20 protein-coding genes are annotated in these 24966 nt (G+C 41.6%); 11 read left to right on the forward strand and 9 right to left on the reverse strand.

Annotated features, from left to right (window positions below; translation table 11 throughout):
* Window positions 1-147: 147 nt before the first annotated feature.
* Window positions 148-1413, reverse strand: coding sequence for an aspartate kinase (locus QTN47_RS17935; protein ID WP_369330786.1), 1266 nt, complete (start codon window positions 1411-1413; stop codon window positions 148-150).
* A gap of 420 nt (window positions 1414-1833) precedes the next feature.
* On the reverse strand, window positions 1834-2652 hold the full coding sequence (locus QTN47_RS17940) for a polysaccharide deacetylase family protein (RefSeq protein WP_369330787.1): 819 nt from the start codon (window positions 2650-2652) through the stop codon (window positions 1834-1836).
* Between the two features lie 426 nt (window positions 2653-3078).
* Between QTN47_RS17940 and QTN47_RS17945 the strand changes: the two genes are divergently transcribed.
* The 6 genes from QTN47_RS17945 (at window position 3079) to QTN47_RS17970 (ending at window position 7794) form a co-directional block, all read left to right on the forward strand.
* A complete protein-coding gene (locus tag QTN47_RS17945) occupies window positions 3079-3279 on the forward strand; it encodes a hypothetical protein (protein WP_369330788.1) in 201 nt (66 codons plus the stop codon).
* 64 nt (window positions 3280-3343) lie between these two features.
* Window positions 3344-3736: a GreA/GreB family elongation factor gene (locus QTN47_RS17950; RefSeq protein WP_369330789.1), complete on the forward strand. Its 393-nt coding sequence runs from the start codon at window positions 3344-3346 to the stop codon at window positions 3734-3736.
* Between the two features lie 109 nt (window positions 3737-3845).
* The gene (gene pyrR, locus QTN47_RS17955; protein ID WP_369330790.1) at window positions 3846-4367 is read left to right on the forward strand and encodes a bifunctional pyr operon transcriptional regulator/uracil phosphoribosyltransferase PyrR; all 522 of its coding nucleotides are present in this window, start codon (window positions 3846-3848) and stop codon (window positions 4365-4367) included.
* A 248-nt stretch (window positions 4368-4615) separates the two neighbouring features.
* Window positions 4616-5542: an aspartate carbamoyltransferase catalytic subunit gene (locus QTN47_RS17960; protein ID WP_369330791.1), complete on the forward strand. Its 927-nt coding sequence runs from the start codon at window positions 4616-4618 to the stop codon at window positions 5540-5542.
* Between the two features lie 134 nt (window positions 5543-5676).
* Window positions 5677-6153 (forward strand): pantetheine-phosphate adenylyltransferase, encoded by a 477-nt coding sequence (gene coaD, locus QTN47_RS17965; RefSeq protein ID WP_369330792.1) that lies wholly within the window; start codon window positions 5677-5679, stop codon window positions 6151-6153.
* Between the two features lie 171 nt (window positions 6154-6324).
* The gene (locus tag QTN47_RS17970) at window positions 6325-7794 is read left to right on the forward strand and encodes a glycoside hydrolase family 130 protein (RefSeq protein WP_369330793.1); all 1470 of its coding nucleotides are present in this window, start codon (window positions 6325-6327) and stop codon (window positions 7792-7794) included.
* A gap of 283 nt (window positions 7795-8077) precedes the next feature.
* On the opposite strand, the gene QTN47_RS17975 is transcribed toward QTN47_RS17970, so the two are convergent.
* From QTN47_RS17975 to QTN47_RS17985, 3 genes are all read right to left on the reverse strand, one after another.
* Window positions 8078-9085, reverse strand: coding sequence for a glycosyltransferase family 4 protein (locus QTN47_RS17975; protein WP_369330794.1), 1008 nt, complete (start codon window positions 9083-9085; stop codon window positions 8078-8080).
* 5 nt (window positions 9086-9090) lie between these two features.
* Window positions 9091-11361: a glycosyltransferase family 4 protein gene (locus QTN47_RS17980; RefSeq protein WP_369330795.1), complete on the reverse strand. Its 2271-nt coding sequence runs from the start codon at window positions 11359-11361 to the stop codon at window positions 9091-9093.
* Window positions 11362-11452: 91 nt separating this feature from the next.
* On the reverse strand, window positions 11453-11875 hold the full coding sequence (locus QTN47_RS17985) for an NUDIX hydrolase (protein ID WP_369330796.1): 423 nt from the start codon (window positions 11873-11875) through the stop codon (window positions 11453-11455).
* Between the two features lie 384 nt (window positions 11876-12259).
* On the opposite strand from QTN47_RS17985, the gene pyrE reads away from it, so the two are divergent.
* Both pyrE and QTN47_RS17995 read left to right on the forward strand, forming a co-directional pair.
* Window positions 12260-12892 carry an orotate phosphoribosyltransferase gene (gene pyrE / locus QTN47_RS17990; RefSeq protein ID WP_369330797.1) on the forward strand — a complete coding sequence of 211 codons (633 nt, stop codon included), beginning with the start codon at window positions 12260-12262 and terminating at the stop codon, window positions 12890-12892.
* Window positions 12893-13081: 189 nt separating this feature from the next.
* Complete coding sequence (locus QTN47_RS17995) at window positions 13082-13501, forward strand: hypothetical protein (RefSeq protein ID WP_369330798.1); 420 nt, start codon at window positions 13082-13084, stop codon at window positions 13499-13501.
* 592 nt (window positions 13502-14093) lie between these two features.
* Here the strand turns inward: QTN47_RS17995 and QTN47_RS18000 are convergent.
* From QTN47_RS18000 to QTN47_RS18015, 4 genes are all read right to left on the reverse strand, one after another.
* Window positions 14094-15272 (reverse strand): hypothetical protein, encoded by a 1179-nt coding sequence (locus QTN47_RS18000; protein WP_369330799.1) that lies wholly within the window; start codon window positions 15270-15272, stop codon window positions 14094-14096.
* A 28-nt stretch (window positions 15273-15300) separates the two neighbouring features.
* A complete protein-coding gene (locus QTN47_RS18005; protein ID WP_369330800.1) occupies window positions 15301-16281 on the reverse strand; it encodes a class 1 isoprenoid biosynthesis enzyme in 981 nt (326 codons plus the stop codon).
* Between the two features lie 57 nt (window positions 16282-16338).
* Window positions 16339-17331, reverse strand: a complete 993-nt coding sequence (locus QTN47_RS18010) for a hypothetical protein (RefSeq protein WP_369330801.1) — start codon at window positions 17329-17331, stop codon at window positions 16339-16341.
* A gap of 301 nt (window positions 17332-17632) precedes the next feature.
* Window positions 17633-18760: a M42 family metallopeptidase gene (locus QTN47_RS18015; RefSeq protein WP_369330802.1), complete on the reverse strand. Its 1128-nt coding sequence runs from the start codon at window positions 18758-18760 to the stop codon at window positions 17633-17635.
* Window positions 18761-19025: 265 nt separating this feature from the next.
* Between QTN47_RS18015 and QTN47_RS18020 the strand changes: the two genes are divergently transcribed.
* From QTN47_RS18020 to QTN47_RS18030, 3 genes are all read left to right on the forward strand, one after another.
* Complete coding sequence (locus QTN47_RS18020) at window positions 19026-19886, forward strand: sugar phosphate isomerase/epimerase family protein (RefSeq protein ID WP_369330803.1); 861 nt, start codon at window positions 19026-19028, stop codon at window positions 19884-19886.
* 48 nt (window positions 19887-19934) lie between these two features.
* Window positions 19935-22805 carry a PVC-type heme-binding CxxCH protein gene (locus QTN47_RS18025; protein WP_369330804.1) on the forward strand — a complete coding sequence of 957 codons (2871 nt, stop codon included), beginning with the start codon at window positions 19935-19937 and terminating at the stop codon, window positions 22803-22805.
* Between the two features lie 100 nt (window positions 22806-22905).
* Window positions 22906-24735 (forward strand): glycoside hydrolase family 9 protein, encoded by a 1830-nt coding sequence (locus tag QTN47_RS18030; protein ID WP_369330805.1) that lies wholly within the window; start codon window positions 22906-22908, stop codon window positions 24733-24735.
* The last annotated feature ends 231 nt before the right edge of the window (window positions 24736-24966 follow it).

Consider the following 24966-nt stretch of genomic DNA (forward strand, 5'->3'; position numbering starts at 1 on the left):
ACACAGGCCTTAAGAAATTCAAGTCAGAAATTATAAATAAAAAGGATCGGTAAAAGTGAGATTTATCGATCCTTTTTTATTGTTACATTATGAGCAAGATTAAATTCAATCGCGCTGTATCACCTTTCACTATTGACCATTCACTATTCACGCCTTCATCACCAACTGCACCGTAACCGGTGTTTGTTGTAAAAGAACGATGCTTCTGCCCCGGGTCATTCCGTCGACAAGTTCTTTGTTGAAATGACGGATCGTAAGCAACTCAAGGTCCTTTTCAATCTGCACATCGAAAATATCGGCTGAGGAAGTAGCTAACTGGTTTATTTTATCTTCACGATCATCCAGGCACAGCTGTATGCTTATCGCACCTGTTTGAATCAGGTTGGGTTTTATTTTTATTCCGCCGAACAATTCATATAAATCGCTCATTGGCTGCTCGCCAACAAAAGAAAAATCTTTTGTATGTAAATGCACCAATACCTGGTTGTTCTTTTGAATAATGATCGGAGGGAGATTTTTCGCTCTTTTGCTGCTGATTGTTGTGCCGGGCAACTGCGGATCGAGAAAACATTTTACATGCAGTGGAATGCCTTTGTTTTGAAGCGGCTTGATGGTCTTGGGGTGAATGACCTGTGCACCGTAATAGGCCATTTCAATTACTTCATCAAAACTCAGTTGTTCAATAAAAGTTGCATCAGGAAAAGCTTTGGGGTCAGCACTCATTACGCCCTCTACATCTTTCCAAATGTATAGTCCTTTTGCATCTAACAGGTTGGCAAATATTGCCGCCGTATAATCACTGCCTTCACGTCCGAGTGTAGTGCTTTCATTTTCATCTGTGCTGCCAATAAATCCCTGGGTAAGTACAATGCCATTCTTTTGCAGTGCTGGTAAAACCCTGTCTTTTACGCGCCTCCCGGTAAAATCCCAGTTGACGCCTGCATCTCTAAAGTTATTATCGGTCCGGAGAATGTCGCGTACATCCATCCACTCGTTATTGATGCTTACTTCATTCAGGTAGTGGCTGACAATAACAGTACTTAACATTTCCCCAATACAAACGATCTGATCATAGTAGTAATCATAATTCCGCACAGGCTTATCGTGCAGCAACCATTCAACTTCAGTAAAGAAATCAGATAACGTTTCAAGGCAGGCATTAAAATGTGTTACCAATAAATACTTTGCCGTATTAATATGCTGATTCTTGACAATTGTAAATAGCTGAAGAGCCTCGTCTTTGTTCCCTGCAAAAAAAGCCTCTGCCACTTTTTCCAGCGCATTGGTTGTTTTACCCATCGCTGAAACTATCACCATCAAATTTTCATCTTTATAAAGGGAAAAGATATGTTTGAGGTATTGAATACGCTCTATATTGCTAACGCTGGCGCCGCCGAACTTAAAAACTTTCATGGTTGCAAAGATAGGAGAGCGGAAATTGAAAATTGATAATGGAGAATTGAAAATAGGGGAGGGTGAGGTATCAGGTGTCAGGTATCAGGTGTCAGGTATCAGGTGTCAGGTATCAGGTATAAGGTATAAGGTATAAGGAATGAGGTGTAAGGCATGAGATGTTGAAAAAAATGAGCGGGTTTAAAATTAGGTACTTCGTCCTTCGTAAATCGTACTTGACGAGAGGATGGTATGGCGTTTAAGGTACAAGGCATGAGATGTTGAAAAAAATGAACCGGTTTAAGACCGGGTACTTCGTACTTCGTAAATCGTACTTGGTAACGGGCCCGACGATAGGTAGGTTGTTGCACCTTTCACTATTCACCATTGACTATTGACTCATAAATAAAGAGGCCGGAATCAACTTCCGGCCTCTCGAAATTATTTTCTCTGTACCAACGGGTAGTGGTCGATCGTTTCGAACACGTTCCGCGGATCTTGTTTTAAAGTTGCGATGAACTTTGTCAGCGAATCTGCATATTGTGGTTTTGCAAACATTCTGTCGTGAGCAAGAATTACAATTGTGTTTTCTTCATTGCTTGTTTCGTTGTCAAATTTTGCATTAACCATTCTTACCATTTCGTCTGCACCCTGAACAGGCGTAGAACCACCTTTAAATTGCCATTCAATATCCCATCCGATTACTTTGTATCCTAAGGAGTCAAGCCCTTTACAAACTGCAAGCGTTGATTTCGGGCCGCGTATTTCACCTTTGCCAACCCATGAGTTGTTACCCGGTAGTCTAACTATTTTCAGTGGCACTTTCAATTCTTCCTGTGCTTTTGAAAAGTCCTTTAAAGCACTATCTACATGCGTATAAAAATGCTTATAGTTGTTTTGAAAGCCGTGCGTATAACTGTGGTTTGCTATCAGAAATTGCGGATAGGCATTGCGCAGGCTGTCCACTATTCTTTTGCGTCTCGGATCAAACTGGTGCATGCCAACCATAAAGAAGGTGGCTTTTACACCCTGTTGCTGAAAAATTTGTTTGCAAATATTAGTTCCCGGAGGCTGAGGCGCATCATCCCAGGTTAAATAAATATATCTTTTGGAGCTATCCATTTTAAAAGGTCCACCCGGAACCGGCTGGGTAACTTTTGCAGTAGAATCGCTCTTTGCATTTTTTTCTTCTCCTTTGTTTCCGCCGCAACTTGCCAAAGCGGCCAACAAAAACAAACATCCTGTTAATCTCATTCTCATGTTAAAAAAGTTTAGCTGTAATAACTCAAAAGTAATGGCCTTTATTTTAAAAAGCCTTTAATGTGCATAAGATGTAGATGGTTGGGCATTTAATTACCAATCGCACCAAACTTATGTGATTTGATAAACTGTTTGTTAAAATGACCAGAGAAAACTAAAAATTTAATGGGCTATTAATATTATGTGTTATTTTGCCAATAGATATGATTTATCGTGCTTACTATATTATGGCCATTCATCGTTTTGCGCAAGCAGCATCCCTGCTATGGTTGTGCCCGGCTGTAAGCACTTTTTATAATCGACCTCGCTTTTATTCCTCCTTTAAAGACTTGGATAAGTAAGCCCCGGCCTTTGTAGCAATATTATAAATGTAGGTCCGGGGACGGTTCTACCTGTTTTCATTCCATATTTTAAATATTGCTTGCCGTGAGTGTTAATCAAAATTTACCCTACGTAAATAAGTCCGTTTTTGTTGTAATGATATTGATAAATGGAGCCATTCTTAAAGTTGGCTACATCAATCCAACATGGTATTGGTTACTGTTGCCAGCAGTGCCACTGCTACTGATAGCGTTATACAAAGCCGGCGATAAAGAAAAACCTCGAAAAAGATCAGGACAAAGCTGATTCCAATTGTCCACAACTGGCTGTAAATATTTAATAATCAATTTTTTAACGTAAAACAATACATATGAACTCTGCAAGCACACTTTATTTATTAAAAGAAGAATATCACCTGTTAATGCGCTATGCTGAAGGTCCGAATCCTTTTACGGCTGGAGAAAAAGGAAGTGCATCAGGTTTATTGCATGAACTTAGCCGGGCTGAAATTGTAGAAAAAGATGACATGCCCTTAGATGTCATTAGATTAAATTCAAAGGTTAAAATTAAAGATGAAGGTACAGGTAAGGTCACCGATCTGATTTTGGTATTGCCCGAATCTGCAGATATCAAGCAAAGAAAAATTTCAGTTCTGGCACCCATAGGTACTGCTCTTATTGGTTTTAAGAAAGGTCAGCAGGTTACCTGGGATGTTCCTGCCGGCACTAAAACATTTCAAATAATCGAAGTATTGAATGATTAATTCCGGAAACCAGGCAGTATACATCCTGTACTACCCACTCCTTTAAATAAGGAAGCTCTGAATTTTACATCAGACATTTTTATTTACTTTAGTGCAAAATTGAATATAGTTGAAAGCAATTCTTACAGAGCAGCAAGTAGCATTATCTATTAAAAGGCTGGCATACGAGATATATGAAAATCATTTGAACCTGGATAATACGGTGATCATCGGTATTCAGCCAAGAGGAATCTATCTGAGTGACAGGATTGTAGAGGAACTAAAGACAATTATTGGGGATAAAAAAATACAATACGGTAAGCTTGATATCACATTTTATCGTGATGATGTGCGTAAAAGCCTGCATGTGGCAAATGCTACAGATATTCCGTTCAGCATTGAGAATAAACATGTTGTAATCATTGATGATGTTTTATGGACGGGTCGCACGATCCGTTCAGCGCTCGATGCATTACTTGATTTTGGTCGTGCATCTACAGTTGAGCTTTGCGTGCTGATTGATCGTCGTTTTAGCAGGGAACTTCCTATTCATGCTGATTATGTTGGTGCTGCCATTGACACATTTTCTTCCCAGAAAGTAATTGTACGCTGGAAACAGAAAGGAGATAAGGATGAGGTGGTGTTGATGTAGGGGAGTCAATAGTGAATAGTGAAAGAGGCAAGCCGCTGATTTAGAATTTGCGACGATAATTAATGGGAAATAAATTTAGCTTACACTTTCGTCATTCATCCTCGTTGAAATAAATCTTAATTGAATATTTTTTTTAGCCGGAACAAACAGGTTCCGGCTTTGTTATTCTTTAGTACGCAGGCGCAAGTTGGACAAAAAAATTGAAGGGCACGCAAACTAAACTTGAATTCCTATATCTTCGCACTTTAATGGAACTATCTACACGACATCTGCTTGGTATCAAGGATCTTACTAAAGATGATATCAATCTTATTCTCTCAACGGCAGAACAATTCAAAGAGGTTTTACAGAGACCGGTTAAGAAAGTACCTTCTTTAAGAGATGTAACAATCGTTAATCTTTTTTACGAGAATTCAACACGCACCAGAATGTCATTTGAGCTGGCTGAAAGACGCCTTTCTGCTGATGTGCTGAATTTTGCGGCAAGCAGCTCATCAGCTGCAAAAGGGGAAACGTTGCTGGATACAGTGAATAATATCCTAAGCATGAAGGTAGATATGGTGGTAATGCGCCACAGTGCAAGCGGTGCCCCGCATTTTCTTGCAAAACATATTCCTGCAGCCATTATTAATGCCGGTGATGGAATTAATGAACACCCCACCCAGGCATTGCTGGACGCTTTTTCCATGAGGGAAAAAACCGGCAGACTGGAGGGATTAAAAGTTGCCATTATCGGTGATATTATGCATAGCCGCGTTGCACTTAGCAATATTTACCTGCTAACAAAAATGGGAGCAGAGATAATGGTCGCCGGGCCCCCTACACTAATTCCTAAATATATTACCGATGCCTTCGGCATTCGTGTTGAATATAATATTAAAAAGGCGCTTGAATGGTGCGATGTGGCCAACGTGTTGCGCATTCAACTGGAGCGTCAGAATCAACCGCTGTTCTCGTCGCTGCGTGAATACAATATTGCGTATGGCATCAACAGGCGATTATTGGAAAGTCTGAAAAAAGAAATCGTGATCATGCACCCGGGTCCCATCAACAGAGGTGTGGAACTGGATAGTGATGTTGCAGATGGTCCTTTCTCCATTATTCTTAACCAGGTTGAAAATGGTGTTGCTGTGAGAATGGCTGCGCTTTATCTTTTGGCTAACCGCCAGGAGTAATTGGATGCATTTTACCTGTGCGTGATGCAACTAATATCCGGAGCAGTAACGAGCTGAGATCAGTAACCGTTCAAAACCGGTAAGCCTGATCATTTGTTTTTATTCGAACTTTGACCAAATAATATTTGAAAAACATGCAACGCATTTGCTTGTTCCCCGGCACATTTGATCCCGTTACGCTTGGACATGTAGACATCATAAACCGGGCGCTCTCTCTATTTGACAAGATAGTCGTGGGAATTGGAATAAATTCCGCAAAATCTCCCATGTTCAGTCCGGAGCAACGCCTTACCTGGTTTAAGGAAATATACAAGGATGAACCTAAAATAGAAGTTGGCGTTTATGAAGGATTAACCGTGAACTATTGCAACAAAATCGGCGCAAGGTATATTTTACGTGGCATCAGGTTCGTAAACGATTTTGAGTACGAAAAGACCATCGCGGATGCCAATAGGACACTGGACAAAAATATTGAAACTATTTTCCTTACCTGTGAGCCGCAATACACATCCATCGCTTCTACCATTATCAGGGATATCTTAAAAAATGACGGCGACGCTTCTCCGTTCCTCCCCAGGGTGGTGATCGAAAGTCTGAAGCTTGGAGTCTAGCGCTCCCTTACTGTTAAATCAGGGTTAAGCCTGATCTAGTGGGCTTTTGCATATTTTGGTATCAAACCTTCGCTGCCCGGTTTAAACGTTTGACTTTGGTCTTTGCGCTTTAAAGCTTATATTGGAATACAATTTGAGAATAAATTAATCATTCATGCAAAAGATTGATTTATGCGTATACCAATTGAACGAAAGGACATTAAAGTATACCCTGACTCCTCACGCGTAATTGCACGCTTTTTTTTCTCGGACATTGACCGGGCCAAGAGCCTGATCCAACGGGTAATGGCTTTGAGCGAAGAAGAAGTATATTCCATTGTCATTCCACTGTTACAGGAATTTTCAAAGCGACACAGAAATATAACCCGCGTTTTTGAACGGCACTGTAAAAAGCTTGATGCTATATTCAAGCAGCTTAATATTGACGCAGAGGAACTTTCCCGTCACAGAAAACTACTTATTGGTTCTTACTTCACACACGAATATTCCATTGAATCCGCTGCTTTTTTTAATCCTTCCATTATAGAAGATCCTGATCAGACAGAGCTTACCGAAGGTCAGAAAAGATTGATCATTAGTTTTAGGGCGGTGGGTGAAGGACATATTTCTTCCATTGTTTTCCGGCGCGCGATCGTAGACGCTAATAATGATATCACTGTTATTCCGGCGGGTGAATATATTGATGAAGCAGAAGTTGTGAGAAATTCCATCTACAATAAAAAGCTATTCCTCAAAAAGGCACTCGAGGCCAAAATCAATCTTAATATTTTAAGTGAGGCGGAAAGTAAACTGGATGAGCATTTTGAATACAAACGACTTAAAAAATTTGTAGTCGATTCGCAGCATCTTGCTGATGATGATCTTACAAAACTTGAATACGAAAAAATCTTGTGGCTGTCTGATTCATATCATGAGATCCAGTTTTCGCTTGATACTGATATCTCTGACAGAGTAATTTTTCCTATTTCTGAATTTGAAAGCAAGGGCATTGAAGATGCACGTTTTGTTAAGTTTTTTGATGAAAGTGGTGAAATCAGGTACTACGCGACCTATACCGCTTACGACGGAACTATCATTCTGCCGAAACTTTTAGAGACGAAAGATTTTTATCACTTTAAAGTAAGGCCTTTATATGGCAACGGTGCGCAAAATAAAAACCTGGCGCTGTTTCCTGAAAAGATCAACGGTAAATATGCGATGCTTTCACGCATTGATGGCTGGAACAATTATATTATGTATTCAAAAAATATCGGACTGTGGGATGATCCGCAATTGCTGCAACCGCCAAAATATCCATGGGAATTTATACAGATAGGTAATTGTGGTTCTCCGTTAAAGACAGAAGACGGATGGCTGGTGATCACTCACGGAGTAGGGCCAATGCGGAGATATAGCCTCGGCGCCTGTCTGCTTGACCTGGAGAACCCTTCCAAACTAATTGGTCACCTGAAACAGCCACTGCTTGTACCGAACGATGATGAGCGTGAAGGATATGTGCCGAACGTGGTTTATTCATGCGGCTCATATATCAATAATAATAAGGATCTGATTATACCATACGGCTTAAGTGATTATTCTGCTTCGTTTATCACAGTGGATCTCCATGCATTGCTGAAAAGATTAAAGGAAGATGGTGATTGATAAATGATGTAAGTTTGCAATCGTAAACGAAAGAGCCCCCACTAAAAAGAAGGAGCTGGATTTGTTACCCTGAAGGGGTATTAACCTATAGAACTGCAAAATTAAACTCAGCTCCTTTTTTCATCAAATCAAATGCTCCCGGATTGTGTAGACGAATGTCGAATTTTGGTAGTAAAATGCTTAAGGTGTTGTTCTTCAGAGGCTTTTGCATTGCGTCGATTTCTTTTGCCTTTCTGAATTATATTGCCGGGCTTGCACTCAACCGGGGTCAAACCTCAAAAACCTAAAAATTGCATAGCTTCTCATACACTTTCACGTAATCATTCACCATTTTCTCCTGGCTGAAATTTTTGACTACGTGATTGTGGCAGTCTATTCTTTTGATGGATGGAACCTGTTGAACGGCTTCTGCTGCCTCGTCAACAGAAGAAACCAAAAAGCCGGTTTTTTTATCTTCAATTAATTCCGGCATTGAGCCTTTATTGAAAGCAATTACCGGTGTGCCGCACAGCATGGCCTCTGCAACGCTGAGCCCGAAAGGCTCTTTGAAATTGATGGGATGCAATAATGCATAACTGTTTCCCAACAGCTCATTCCTTTTTTGGGGGCCTGCACTTCCAATATAAATGATTTGCTCATTGTCAATCTGAGGAAGGATCTTCTCTTCGTAATAATTTTTGTCCTGTATAAGCCCGGCAATGTACAACCTGCGCTTTGCTTTTTTGGCTATTTCAATTGCTTCAGCCGTGCCCTTATCGTGATGTATTCTTCCAAAATATAACAAGTCATCAGAAGGCTTTTCGGTAAAGGAGAATAATTCAGTTTGAATGCCATTATACACCGTGGCTATATAATCCAGCTCCGGGCTCCTGTCTGCATTGCTGATTGAAACATAGTGGCAGTGTCCGTTATATTTTTTATAAACAGGAATAATTTTTTGCGATGAGAAACCATGAATAGTAGTGACAACAGGCGTTTGGATGAGTTTAGAATAAGTAACAGGCAGAAAGTCAAAATTATTGTGGATGATGTCAAAGCGATCGCTGTTTTCCATCAGGTGGCTTATGTGAAGACATTCAGCAACTTTTGCATCCTGATCAGATTCTTCGTAACCTTTTTCGATAACGGACTCCAGCTTGCCGCTGGTAACAGAATCTTCCGTGGCAAACAATGTTACGTCAAATCCTTTTTTAACCAGGCCCTCCGCAATGTTTGAAGCAATCTGTTCCCATGGCCCGTAGTGCCGTGGCGGTGTTCGCCAGGCAACGGGTGATAAGATGGCTATCCTCATAATGTTCAGCTGTTCGTTTTATCCAGCAATTTATGACTATATTGATATTCCAGTTCAAATGCTTCAAGAACGGTGAGATGAGAAATAATATATGCCAATGTGCTTTCCGCACCCTGGTTTCTGTTTATGCCGTTGGGCTGTAACCCGTCGCAGCAACCCTTTGTTTCAGGATCGTACAACGGAACCCGCAATGTGTTTTCTCCCAGGAACCAGAGATAGCTGGTAAACATTTTTTGGATGTAAGATGTGTCATGAGTAAGCTGGTAAGCCTGGAAATAGACAAGCACCATCGCCATCACTTCAATAGCTTGTTGATCAAATACCGGTAAACTTCCTCCGCGATAATGCCAGCCATCGTTACCGACCGGACTCAGATAGCCTTTACTTAACGTAAGTTCGTCAAGAAAATTCAGCGAAGTCAGCCCGATTGATTTTGTTTTTTCATCACCTGTTATTTCTGCCGCGTGCAACAATGCAAGTGGAAAAATACCGTTGTCATAAGTAAGTTTTTCTTCAAACCACTCCCAGTCGTCATCTGCATTACGTTCATATGCAGTAATAAGGGGAGCGCACAACTCATTCATCAGCGTTAACATCTCTTCATTGTCCGGATGCAGTTTTAAGAAATACGACAGACCTATGATGGCGTTAGCTGAACCTCTTAGATGCTTCAGCGATCTGCAATGAATGATAGATTTATAGAATAACTCTTCTGCAAACTCTTTATAAGAATTCTTTGGTGCATTATAAATAAGAAATCCCAAAGCCCAGATTGTTCTGCCGTAAGAATCTTCGGAACCAACTTCATCAAGATATTCGCGGTTAAAGCTGAGGAAGTTATGGAAGTTACCGTCTTCTCTTAGCATATAATGTATATAGCTCAGGTAAACAGGCAACACACGCAGCGCTTCTGTGCTTTTGTACTGCTGATAAGCCATAAGAGCCATAATCAAGGCCCTGGCGTTATCATCCAGGCAATATCCTTCTTTAAGATTCGGAATTCCATACTTAGCGTGTTGAACTATTCCGGTGTCATCCGTCATTCGCAATGCATGTTCCATGCTGAATGCCGGCATCAGTTCAAGATTGATCAGTAATTCACTTTCTTCTTTAAGATCGCTCCAATTATTGATCGCTTCTTCAAAAACCTGTAAAAATTCACCACCAATCTTGGGCCAGCGAAGGTTAAGTCCATAATTAAACGCCTTGTCCTTGATACCCTGCATCTTATTCTCGTTTTCCAACAGATCTATAATAATATTTGCAAGGCCTTCAGTGTCCTTAAAGTTAAACAACACACCTTTGCCTTCTGCCAACAATTCTTCTGCGTGCCAATAGGGCGTTGATACAACAGCGCAACCCGCACCTACTGCATAAGACAACGTACCGCTGGTTATCTGTGCTTCATTAAGGTATGGCGTTATATAAACATCAGTTGCTGCCAGGTAACTGATCAGTTCATCTTCACCAACAAAATTGTTGATGAACATCAGGTGTTTATCAACCTTCAACTGCGTTGCAAGTAAACGGATACTGTTTCTGTAAGACTCTCCGGAACTTCTGAACACTGCGGGGTGTGTCTTCCCAAGTATAACATAAATAACATCAGGATGTTTTTTTACAATAGCGGGTAAAGCTCTGATCACTGTTTCCAGCCCTTTGTTCTTACTTAGCAAGCCAAAAGTGAGCAGGATCTTCTTATTGCGAAATGTGGGCAAATGCTGAAATGGATTCACAACAGGCAATTCAAAATCAGGCACGCCATGTTCAATAATACTGAGCTTATCAGACGGGATATCGTAGATCGTTGTAAGGAAGTCAACTGCACGTTTAGTCATTACCACAATTTTTGCAGCATGGGTTGCAATTTCCTTAACAATCACTTTCTGTATATAACTCGGGCTTTGCAGCACTGTATGCATAATGCACACAAGTGGCTTCTTAATGCGGTGGATCAGTGGCAAAATATAAATTCCGCTTTGCCCGCCAAAAATTCCAAATTCGTGTTCAAGCAGACATATATCAGCATCGCTGTTATTAATAAACTGGGCAGCATTTATGTAATCCTGCTGTTCTTCCTGCCTGATAATATATTTCACTTCTTCGGGGTAATCATAATCTTCCGCATCGTCGCCATCGTGCATCGCAACAACAAAAAAATCATTTAGATTATTGTTGTTATTTACGTTTGACCAAACTGCCTGTACAAGATTCTGATTAAAAGTCGCTAAGCCACATTTACGTGGGGGATGTGTAGAAATATAAGCTATCTTCATAATATAACCTTAACAGAGTAAATGTTTGATTAAACTCCACTAATGCCATGCCATTTAGCAAGACAATATATCAGGAAGAAAGATGTTAATATTAACGGCTGCTGGAATTGAGATACTTATCAATTATTTCGACAATGTTTTTGTAACTATTGGTCAAATGATCTGCTATTTGTTTTCTGTCAGCCCATACTATCTGTTCAATATCTTCCTCAGTTTGTGGAGTCAGGTTTTGATCGGTGACAGTTTTCATGGCGTACCAGTGAGTTCTTTTTATAACATCTGCGTTAGTAAATTTATCGAAATATTCGTGATAAGTAATTCCAACTTCATTCAATAAATCTAGTTGTTGCAACCCGGTTTCTTCGCGAACCTCTCTTAATGCACACGCTTCAATGCTTTCTCCTTCATCCAGCTTGCCTTTGGGTAAATCCCATTTTCCGCGTCTGAAGATCATTAGTAGTTCGTTTTTTTCATTTGTAACAAGTCCGCCTGCAGCAATAATGATTGGTTTCATGAATTATAAATTTTGGACTGGCTAATGTAGGAAATCAAGCTTAAAGCCTAAAGCTTAAAGCGTAAAACTATTTACTGACTGAAAATGAGATTGTACTCGCAAACAGCTTAAAGCCCAAAGCTCATAGCTCAAAGCCCAAAGTTCAAAGCCTAAAGCTAAGGCCTAAAACTATTTGCTGACTAAAAATGAGATTGTGCTCGCAAACAGCCCAAAGCTCAAAGCTCAAAGCCCAGAACTATTTACTGACTAAAATGAGATTGTGCCCGCAAATATGTTTATTATAAAACAATTTATCAGGTGAGTTTTATTTGAGTCGTCAGTTTTAGGCTTTAGGCTTTAAGCTTTCCGCTTTCTCCCTATCTTCGTGGCTCTTAAAAATCACCTATGTCTTCAAACGCAAAAGCAGTAGCAGAGAAATTATTACAGGCTGCAGCCATTAGGCTAAGCCCCGCAGCGCCTTTTACCTGGGCAAGCGGCTGGAAAAGTCCGATTTATTGCGATAACAGAAAAGTTTTGTCATTTCCTTATATAAGAGATTTTGTGAAGAGCGAAATGTGTAACGTGATTTTTGAATCATTTCCTGATGCGGATATGCTCGCAGGTGTTGCTACCGCCGGTATTGCCTGGGGTGCAATGGCTGCTGACCAGTTAAAACTGCCATACATTTATGTACGCCCGAAACCTAAAGAGCATGGACTGGGTAACCAGATTGAAGGCTCCTACGAAAAGGGACAGAAAGTGGTGGTTGTTGAAGATTTGATCTCAACCGGTAAAAGCAGCCTCCAGGTTGTGGACGTTCTCAAAGCTGCAGGAGTTGAAGTAATAGGAATGATCTCAATATTTAATTATGGGTTTGCGGTTGCTGACAAGGCTTTTGAAACTGCAGCCGTGCCTTATAAATCTTTAACCAACTATCCCGCATTGATAGAGCTGGCGCTGGAGAAAGGCATTGTAGGCAAGGATGATGAGCAGATTTTATTACAATGGAGAGAAGATCCGTCGAATTGGGGAAAGTAGGGGATTGGAGATTTGAAATTTGAGATTTGAAATTCCGACGATAAATCAGCTTCACGAAGTTCGGTCCGTTTTTTAAGAAACAGGATTAAGACCAATAGATGTTCAATTAAAATTCAGAATTTCAATCAGGATCAATAATTTCAAATTTCAAATCTCAAATTTGAAATCTCAAATCTTAAAAAAGACCAAATGAAAAAACTATTATTAAGTCTGCTCCTCGTGGCCGGCGGTTTTGCTGCGAAGGCTCAGGTAATGCAGAATAAGACGCAATGGGCAACGATAAGCGTTCCTCAGCTTAAATGTTGGGAATGTAAAGATCGCCTGGATAAATATCTCCTGAGAGAAACCGGCGGCACTGGTGATGCAGGAATAATCAAGTGGAACGTTTATATGAATACGGGCACCATCCGTATTCAATATTATCCCGACAGGATAACGCTGGATTATCTGCGCACTTCAATTGCCAACGCGGGTTTTGATGCTGATACTGTAAAAGCTACAGAAGACAGCTATAAATTATTGCCTCCGATCTGTAAAAGAAAAGAAGAGGGCGGTGGTCCGGAAAAAGGGAAGCCATGTACGATTCCGCCGGAAGACAGAATTAAATAGTGAATGGTCAATAGTGAATAGTGAAAGGTGGAAATGGCTTTGTTTAATTGAAAATTGAAAGTTCCTGCCCGACTGACGTCGTTCAGGCGGGGACAATTGAAATGTGCGGATGAGTGAATATGCGAATGTGCAAATGGATTTAATTGAAAATTGAAAGTTGATAATTGAAAATTTCGGTAAAGAGCAATTCTGATAGTTATAGCAGCCGCAGAATGGGTTAACTCCTCTGTGGCTGTTTTTTTGCGATCCGATAGAAGTTAGTTGCTCCAACCAATCAACCCGCCTGCATCTTTCACTATTGACTATTGACTATTCACTTTTTTTATTGCAGAACCGATTCAATGCAAGATGCCGCAACCAATCAACCTGCCAGCATCCTTCACTATTGACTATTCACTATTCACTTTTTTTATTGCAGAACCGATCCAGTGTAAGTCACCGCAACTGATCAGCCTGCCTGCATCCTTCACTATTGACTATTCACTTTTTTTATTGCAGAACCGATCCAATGTAAGTTGCCACAATTAATCAACCTGCTTGCATCTTTCACTTTTGACCATTCACTATTGACTTTTTGATTATTCACCATTCACTACTTTCCCCTCAGGCACAAATACTCCAGCAATAATGCCTTATTATACGCCGTGCAATAAAAATAGTAGTTGAGCATGCCGTTGTTCAAAAACATTCTTTTGAACGGGCGTTTCATTTGTGAGCCTGCCCGCGCCTGGTAAAATATGAACTTGTCATCCTGCCGGGTTATGTCATTTATGTTTTGTATGTCAAGGCTGTCGGTTTTTTCGCCGAGCCTGAGAAGTGATGTGTGCAGGATCACCTTATCCATGGGGATTTCGCAATATTCCAGTTCATCCTTGATCTGCTGAATTAATGTGTCTTTATATGTGCTGAGCTGCGGAATGTTGAAAGCGCCGATCAGTCTCGCCAGGTGATATAAGATTACTGGTCTGCGTACGTAGTAAGGGGCTACATATGCACCATCTGAAATATGTTCATTGTTTTTTAAGATCGATGCAATGAGCTCAATGGTTGCAGTATCATATTTCGTGAGCGGGATATTGTTGGCGTAAGTAAAGTATAACACGTTTGCATGCACGCAAAGATCAAAATCGCTGTGCATATTTTTTCCAAGGTAAGTGTTGTAAGCAGCCACATCACTGTATTTCTTGTAGGTACTTTTGTTACTGCGAAGGTTGGTATTGGCAAATGAGTCTATGATGGCTTTTGCCAGGCGGTTGATGCTGTCGTTTTGCTGAAGCATGCTCATTAGAATTATCACTGTATCATCGGCGTCCTCCGCTGTAGAGATCAGTGATGTCATATTTTTAACCAACCAGGTATTGGGCATTATTTGCTTACCGGTGGGCCAGAAAAAATAAATGGGCTTGCCATCTTTATTTTGAAAATAAGGGTAAGCCTTTTCTGCGTTTTGTAAAATGGTGGTTGCGATCTGTTGCTGAGTTGATGAAAGGTATTTGCTGATAGTTTGCAGTGTAAAACAAGTTGTGCCGGTATAAAAAATGCCGTAGTCAGGTTTTGTGTTTGGCGGAAATCCCGCAAAATGCCTGTAAGTAGGGAAGGAGCCGGTATAAAAATCATTGCTTGTTTCAGTTGATTGCATGCCCTGTATCTCGCTAAGAAGCTGAGTAATGAGAACGGAATCATTTGTTCTTTTTTGCGAATACACACAAGCATATAAAAGCAACATCGCTAAAACTGCAACAAAACGGGTTAAGTATTTCCTCTGTATCATTTGCTCGAATTCATTTATCGGGTTTATTCTATAAAGACATTAACTGCCTGAGCCATTTTAACTGTATGGAGAGCTTTTCTGCATCACATATCAGTTCACTTCTGCTGCAATTTTCCCATGTGAATGTTCCGCTTGTGTTAGCCTGCAATTTAGACAGGTTATTGAGTGATACCAGCGTCATCGCGAATAGAAACTGCGGGCGCCGCAAAAAGGCCTCTAAATTACGTTTCGGCAATGGTAACGCATTGGCGCGTAATATAAGTTCATCATACTCTGACAGAAAATATAGTTTCAATTGTGTTATGTCCGTATAACTTCTGGGTAACGTGTAAATTCCTTTTTGTATGTCCTTATAAATATCAAAAATATCATTGCAAAGTTGCAGTAGAGCGCCCGTTTTATAAACTACGTCCTGTATTGCTTCATTTCGCTCAACATTCATTCCTGCATAGTAGAACAACAGCGAATAACCGCCTTTGTTGCGGGTGAGTGTTTTGTTTTCTTCAACAGAGATTTTACTGCTTTCCTGCAAAGCCGAATCTATCTGTGACCTGAAAACCTCTTCTGAAATGTTGCGGAAGAATTGTTTGTCAGGAACCGAGGATAGTATTTCACGCCCGTAATGTGTAAATGCTTGCTGCATCAACGTATCAACGGACGTATTGAAAGGATCGGTAAACAAAGCATGAATTTTTTCTTCGCTTAACCGCTCAATATCAAAAAAGTCATCGAAGAAAGGTGTGACAATTCCAAGAAGCGTCAACAGGCGTCTTTCTTTTTCAGAAAGCGCTCTACCGTGCAGCCGGGCAAAACCATTCCCTATCACAACCGGGACATACAAAGCGTAGTACTTGAATATTTTATGGCAGAGGTAGGTGTCGAACTGTTCATGATATTCATTTTCCAGTTCCCTGAAGCCGGGCATAATGGTCTCTTCAAGATAACGGTGCTGGGCTTGTCTTTCTTTTTTAAATGAGAGTATTTCAGGGAACAGTAGAAAAAGGTTCATAAGTTTAATGTTTCCATTACGCACTGGTGAATACACATAGTCTGCGGCTTCAGTAAACTACAAAGTACTAAGTTTTTTTATAGCCTTCAGCAATTGCCACCTGGTCGGCCATTTTTCCATATCGATCACAAGCTCTTTTCTTGTTGCTTCGCTCCATTTTACCGGCCGGCCATATTTTTGTTCAAGATCTCTGAACTGATGAAAAGCAACCAGCGCATAGCCGTGAACACAAGCAAAACGGTTTACCAAATGTTGCTTATTCTGTTTGGAAGCATTGCTTTCACGGATCAGCGTTACAAGCTTTCTCCATTCAGCAACAAAAAAATCCTCGCTTGCTACCAAAGATTCAAATCGTTGCAGATAGGTTTGAACGCCGGATCCGATGTCTTTAAAAATGTCGTATGTATCATTAACAAGCTGTCCGAGAAATCCTGATTGTGCAATAACCTCTTTCTCAATTTCGGTCCATTCCTCATCCAGCAGGTAAGAAAACATCAAAGAAGTCTGACCGTTTTTTTCTTTGGAGATCTGCAATATTTCTTCGGTGCTTATCGCTGGATTGAGCTGATCGAGGGATCTTGCCTGCCAGTATATCGCCGTTCGTAGCTGCTTTTCATAAACAATATCCGGGCGATGTGTTTTGTATAGTGCTTCATTTAATGCAAGAATCAGTTTTGCTTTTGGTGATAAAGGCAGCGATTCAAGACGGTTGTCAAGCAGGTCAAACAACTGTGCGGGCATCCAGTTTTCTTCATCGATCAGATCGTCACATAAGCCCGACATAATGCTGACTGCAGTTAACCTGTATCTTTCCTCCTCGTTTAATTTTCTCTTTTCTTTTAAAAGAATAAAATTCTCTGCTCCAGCAAGAACTGTGAAACAGGGGTAGTAGACGGTTGTTTTCTTCCAGTCGGCTTTGCTGAAGGTATAGTTTAACTCGTCTGCTTTTTTCCGGAGAAACTGCTCAAAATGTTCTTTGATGAATTTCTTTTCTTTTTGTAAAGACCAATAATATCCGGTAAAATACTGTATGAGACGAGCATTATTCATTGGCGTCAAATATAACGCATAGCCCAAAAACAGTGGTCACTATTTTTATTCAGGCGGATCAATCCGGACAAAATTGCCGGATGTTTTATTGATCTAAAGGAATACAAAAGAAATGTGCAGGCTACTATTTTTGTGTTGAAATAAAACGGGCCGCCAGGCAGGAAAAATCCAGAATGGTCAGTAGTTTTCAATCGTTGTAGAGTGGGAGTAATATTTACTTTCACTTTTTTTTTGACGGATTTGGCAAAATAAAAAGAGATGTTTCAAGCCGAAACATCTCTTTTTATTAGATCCTGCTGTGTTACAGGTAACTCAAATTGGTTGTAGGCGTTAATGCCAGAACTGTTTCATACATCAGCCTGATGGTGCTTTCAATATCTTTTTTATGGATCATTTCTACAGTTGTATGCATGTAGCGAAGCGGTATAGATATCAATACGCTTGGGCAGCCGTCGTTGGCGTAAGCAAAGCTATCTGTGTCGGTGCCTGTGCTACGGCTAACGGTGCGCATTTGTAATTGAATTTCGTTCTTCTCAGCCACATCCTGAACAAAGCTCAACAGTTTGTTATGCACTGCCGGACCGTAAGCAGGAGAAGGCCCTTTTCCGCAGGCAACATCACCTTCAATGGTTTTGTTGATCATTGGTGTCTGGGTATCATGCGTAACGTCTGTAATGATAGCTACATTCGGTTTTATGCGGCGGGCAATCATTTCCGCGCCACGAAGACCAACTTCTTCCTGAACAGCATTTACTACATAAAGCCCGAACGGTAATTTCTTCTTATTTTCTTTAAGTAACCTGGCAACCTCAGCAATCATAAAGCCGCCAATGCGGTTATCCAAAGCACGTCCGATATAGTAATCGTAAGCCAGTTCGTCAAAGCCTTCTTCGTAAGTCACAACAGCGCCAATGTGAATGCCTAGTTCTTCAACTTCTTTTTTATTTCTTGCGCCGCAGTCCAGGAAAAGGTTCTCCACTTTTGGTTGAGGTTCTTTTTGTTCACTGCTGGCGAGTCTTGTGTGGATAGCCGGCCATCCAAAAACTGCTTTTACCTGTCCTTTTTTTCCATGAATGATCACTCTTTTAGCAGGTGCGACCTGGTGGTCTACACCGCCATTGCGTTTCAGGTAGATCAGGCCCTGATCATTAATATAGTTTACAAACCAGCTAATCTCATCAGCATGTGCTTCTATTACAACTTTAAATGGCTCACTGGGATTGATCACTCCCACCGCAGTGCCGTAGGGATCCACAAAATGCGTGTCAACATACGGCTGCAGGTAGTCCAGCCACAATTTTTGCCCCTTTGCTTCAAACCCAACGGGGGAGGCATTGTTGATATAGGATCTTAAAAATTCCAGGGAGTCATCGGTTAATATATCGTGTTTGGACTTTTCTTTCGAATGTTTTTTCTTGTCTTTAGCCATGGCTGTATATTAAAAGTTGTTTGAATTAGGTTGCTAAGGTAAGGCCAAAAGAGCAAAGGGGGAAGAGGTATCAGGTGCCAGGTATCAGGTTTCAGGCGTGAGGTGGTTAGTTATACGTTATACGTGGTACGTTTTGGGAGCGGAGATGGCAGACGAGATAAAACGTTGACCTGGCTGGCAAAAGATGAGGCGGCAGTTGTTTCGACCCGATTAAACTTTATTCTTTGCCTGAAACTTTATATATTCAGTATTCTAACGGTTGCTTATGATGAATCGCCGCCATCTCCTGAAAAATGCCGCACTTTTTTCCGGCGCATTGTTGCTTGACAAATTTTCGCCGGCTTTTGCTTTCAATAAATCAGCCTATAAGATTGGTGCCTGCGACTGGAGCCTGGGCAAAAGCAGCAATTTAAGCGCATTTGATGTGGCAAAACAAATCAGGTTGCAAGGTGTGCAGGTAAACATGGGATCATTAGGTGATAACATGCGGTTGCGGGACAAAAATTTGCAGCAACAATATTTACAAAAATCAAAGGAGACAGGTGTATCTATAGCTGGCCTGGCGTTGGCAGAACTGAACAATATTCCTTACAAGAGCGATGCACGCACGGATGAATGGGTGGCTGATAGCATTGATGTAGCCGCCAACATTGGCGCGAAAGTAATTCTACTGGCTTTCTTTTATGCAAATGATCTGCGGAATGATGATAAAGGGAAAAAGGCTGTAATTGAAAAACTGAAGAAGGTGATGCCCAAGGCCGAAAAGCAAAACATCATTCTTGGCATCGAGTCGTACATGACGGCAGAAGAACATATCGATATTATTGAAAAAGTAGGCTCGGACAACCTGAAAGTTTATTACGATTTTAGAAATGCTGCAGATGCGGGTAATGACATCTACAAAGAAATAAAACTGCTTGGCAGTAAGTACATCTGCGAATGTCATTGCAAGGAAAACGGATATCTGTTGGGCAAAGGTGACCTCGATTTCAGAAAAATACGGACCACCCTTGACGAAATTGGTTTTTCGGGATGGCTGCAAATTGAGGGGGCCGTGCCGAAGGATGTTTCCGTTGTTGATGCCTATGTGCAAAATCTGGCATTTATGAAAAGCGTGTTTGGCTGATAAGTAGTCTTACCGTTTTGTTCAACTATACCTATACAACCAACATACATGAAACGATTGCTTGCTTTTTCATTTCTTATCACATTGCTGTTGGGCTTAACACAATGCAAAAACAACAAACAGCCTGCCGAACCTCCATTGGGATTGTATTTACCCGACGACCTCGAAGCAACTTTGTGGGCAGAATCTCCCATGATGTACAATCCTACCAATATGGATGTGGATAGCAAAGGCCGCATCTGGATCACCGAAGCTGTAAACTACCGTAGTTTTAATAACGATTCCGTGCATCATCTCCATCATAGCAAGGGCGACAGGGTTATGATCCTGGAGGACCGGGATGGCGATGGAAAAGCTGATACATCTAAAGTGTTTGTGCAGGACAAGGATCTTACTTCGCCCCTGGGTATCGCTGTTATAGGAAATAAAGTGATTGTTTCCTGCGCACCCAATCTTATTGTTTATACTGATGAAAACGGTGATGATATACCGGATAAAAAGGAAATTTTGCTAACAGGATTTGGTGGGTTTGACCATGACCATTCGTTACATTCCACCGTTGCCGGCCCTGATGGAAAATGGTATTTCAATACGGGCAATGCAGGTCCGCACATGGTAAAGGATAAAGCAGGTTTTATGCTGCGGTCAGGAAGTGTGTATACCGGTGGAACTCCTTATAATACAAAAAATCAAAGCGGGCTGGTAAGCGATGACGGCAAAGTTTGGGTTGGTGGATTGGCGCTGCGGATAAATCCTGATGGTACGGGACTAAAAGTGCTGGCGCATAATTTCCGTAACTCTTATGAAGTGGCGGTAGACTCTTATGGAAATTTCTGGCAGAACGATAATGATGACCAGGTGCTTACCTGCCGCACAAGCTGGCTGATGGAAGGGGGGAATGCCGGGTATTTCAGCAACGATGGTTCACGCTACTGGCAGGCTGATCAGCGCCCCGGACAGGACATGTTTACTGCGCAATGGCACCAGGATGATCCTGATGTGATGTATGTGGGCGATAACAGTGGTGCCGGTGCTCCAACAGGGATTGTGATGAATGAAGGCGACGCTTTGGGAGAGAAATACTGTGGAATGTTGCTGAGTGCCGACGCTGGCAGGAATGTAATCTTCGGTTACAAGCCTTTGCAAAAAGCCTCGGGCTTTGAATTGAAAGGACAAAGGCTGAATTTTATTACATCACTTCCTGATGATAATACCCATTATGTCTGGAATGATTCGGCTGCAAACAGCAATAAAAAAATGTGGTTTAGACCGAGCGATGTTGCGATTGGAACCGACGGCGCCATTTACGTTGCCGATTGGTATGATCCGGTTGTCGGCGGCCACGCCATGCAGGATTCTACCGGCTACGGAAGGATCTACCGCATCGCTCCAAAAAATAAGAAATTAAAAAGGCCCTTATATGATTTTTCGACCACTGAAGGACAGTTACAGGCAATGCAAAGCCCTGCCATTAATGTGCGCGGCTGGGCAATTGATCAGTTAAGACAGCAAGGCGAGTCCGTTATACCAAAAGTATTGCCATTGTTAAATGCTTCAAATCCTTATTACCGTGCGAGGGCAGTTTGGTTGCTGTCTCAATTGGGTAACAGTGGTATTGCAGAAACGGAGAAAATTCTTGATAACGGCGATCCGCAATTGCGTGTAGCCGCATTTCGTGCGTTGAGAGAGACAGGAAAAGATGTGATGCCTTACTGCCGGAAACTTGTGAATGATACTTCGTCAATGGTACGCCGTGAGGTTGCAATAGCGATTCGTGACCTGCCATTCGATTCGACTCATCAGATGATTCTTCAGTTGATAAAAGGTTACAATGGTGATGACCCGTGGTATTTGTATGCGCTGGGTTTAGCTGTTGGTCAACATGGTGCTGAATTATATCCTGAAATAATTAACGCATTAGGAAAGGGAAGTACTTCCTGGAATAAGAAACTTGCCGATGTGCTTTGGCGAATTCATCCTGCAGCCGCAGCCGGCGTCTTCCAGCAATGGGCGCAAGACAGTTCGCTTACTGCCGACGCAAGAAAGACAGCTATAACGGCTTTGGCTTTTGTGAATGATAAAACGGCTGTCAATGCAATGTTAGTGTTGGCCAAAAGTCCTTTACAGGATGTCGCTGAGCAATCAAAATACTGGCTGTCCTTTAGAAAAGACAATGATTGGTATGCACTGATAGACTGGAAAAAGACCGGGCTTGATCTGGATAAAGAAAAGAAATATGCGGCCATGAAAGTATGGGCTGGCAAGGCTTTGAATAAGGATCTCACATTGTTTGACAGAAAAGATGCACTTCAGCACATGGCTAATGATTCGATAGGCGGCCAAATGATTATGGGGCTGCTTGCTGATAATAAGTTTGAACCAGGCCTGGATACAATTATCGGGAAAATGATCTTTAAAAATCCTGATTTGAGTGTGCGCGTGCAGGCTGACAAGTATTTTGCAGGGAGAAACGACAAGGCTGAGTTCTCCATAAATGATGTTGTTGCACTCGCAGGCAATGCAGAGAACGGCCATGTGGTATTTACCTCGAAATGTGCCACCTGTCACCGCGTAAATAGCGAAGGACACGATATAGGGCCGGAACTTACGGCTATTCAAAAGAAGCTGGATAAAACGGCTCTTGTTGATGCGATCATTCATCCGAGTGCTGCAATTGAATTTGGATACGAGCCGTGGCTGGTGAACATGAAGGACAGCACGGCTGTCTATGGTTTTATCATTGCTGACAGCAAGACTGTTGTAGTAAAAGATTTGGCAGGAGTAAAGCATTCATTGCCGAAAGACGAAATTAAGAATAGAAAAAAGATGGATTATAGCCTGATGCCGGAACCTGCAGTGCTTGGTCTTTCAGCAAATGATATTGCTAACGTGGTAGCATTTATACAGGCTAAAAAATAAACGCTGGTTGGGTTGATAGCAGTACAAATTTTCACTAAATCGGTGTATTTTAGATACGGATTAAGTGAGCACATAAACTGTCTTATTTCAAACAACTGCTATGATCAATTTACCCCGGCATTCTTTTCTTTTTGTTGTTTTGCTTTGCCCTTTGTTTTTGTTTGGCCAGGCCAAAATAGCTACGAATCATGTTGGTTACGAGATAGGCATGAACAAAAAAGCAGTTTTGGTGTCCGACGGCAAAAAGCATGTTGGCTCTTTTCAACTGGTAAATGTTTCTGACGGAAAAGCTGTTCTGGAAGGGATACCTTTTTATAATGGCCCTGTTAATAAATGGAAGAACTGGACTTTCTGGACGCTTGATTTCAGCAGTTATAATACACCGGGTTCTTATTACATGCAGGCGCAGGTGGATGGTAAATATATCATCTCTTATCCTTTTATTATCGGCAAACAGGTGTTGGAGCAAACGACGTTATCGGACGTTATCTATTATTTTAAAGGGCAACGGTGCTCGGGTTTGCTGGATGCAGCGGATCACCATTTACCTATGCCCGGAAAAGAGGGGCATTTCGTGGATCTGCATGGTGGCTGGTACGATGCCACAGGTGACTACGGTAAACATCTTTCTCATCTTTCATTCTCCTCTTATTTCAATCCGCAACAGGTGTCACTAACGGTGTGGACCTTGTTGAAGACATATGAAGAGTTAAGTAAGAAAACAGGAAATAGTTTTCGTCAGTATAAAAGAAGGGTTTTGGATGAGGCAATGTTTGGCGCCGACTATCTCGTTCGTTTGCAACAGCCGAATGGTTCTTTCTTTCGTTCGGTTTCGGCACCCGGTCCCGCAAAGTTGGCCAAAGACAGGGTTGTTGGCGCAGAAAGCAAAGGCTACAGGATAAAGCAATCCAAAGATCAATCCTGGGGTGGTGGTTCTATTGAGAATAACTGGAAAAGCTACCAGGTTAGTTTCCGTTCGGGCGGCGGGCTATCGATTGCAGCGCTCGCAATGGCTGCTGCTTACGATACAAGCGGGGATTTTTCCAACGCTGATTATCTCAAAGCTGCTGAAAATGCATTTGCATTTCTTAACAAGAACAATGCTTCCATGACAAACGATGGAAAAGAGAACATTGTAGATGATTATTGTGCATTGCAGGCTGCAACGGAATTGTTTAAAACGACGAAAAAGCCTGTTTATAAAGAAGCTGCGGACAGAAGAGCTGAGAGCCTGATGAATCGATTAGCATCGTGGAAAGAATATGTTGACTACTGGCGGGCGGATGAAAAGGACAGACCATTCTTTCATCCATCTGATGCCGGCTTGCCTTTAATCAGCCTCGTAACCTATTATGAAGTAGCCGACAAATCAGCCAGGGCGAAAATAAAACAGGTTATGCGCCGGTCAATCAATTTTGAAATGACCATTACGCACGAAGTGAACAATCCTTTTGGCTACAGCAGGCAACTGGTTCAGGATACATCGGAAAAACGATGGAGCTCTTTTTTCTTTCCGCAGGGAAGTGAAGCTTCTCCCTGGTGGCAGGGTGAAAATGCACGCTTAGGTTCTATGGCCGCAGCCGCGCGAAAGATAGCGCCATTGTTTAGTGGCGATAAAAAGCTATACGACAGCCTGCAAAACTTTGCCCAGGATCAGTTGAACTGGATACTGGGTCTTAATCCTTTTGATGCCTGCATGTTGCAGGGCACTGGTTATAACAATCCTGCCTACAATTTCTTCGGCACATTTGAATACACCAATGCGCCCGGTGGCATCGTAAACGGAATTACCTCGGGCTTAAACGATGAAAATGATATTGACCTGAATGTACCTTATTCTATTACCGGCAAAGACTATGACTGGCGTTGGGCCGAACAATGGTTGCCACATGCGGCTTGGTACATGTACGCGGTAGCTTTAGGGAATTGAAAATGAATGTGCGAATTTGCAAATGTGCAAATGTGCGAATGTGCGAATGAGAGAATGTGCGAATGTGCAAATTTGCAAATGTGCAAATGTGCAAATGTGCGCACCGGCAAATTCGTAGGCTTCAAGTGCCTTCTTTCTTTTTCTCAATTCATTTTCTCTTACATTCTTACCATCTTACACGTCCTGCGGTCTTACACGTCTTACATGTCTTACTGTCTTACGATCTTACTA

Source organism: Danxiaibacter flavus (genome assembly GCF_041060425.1).
Classification (GTDB): Bacteria; Bacteroidota; Bacteroidia; order Chitinophagales; family Chitinophagaceae; genus Danxiaibacter; species Danxiaibacter flavus.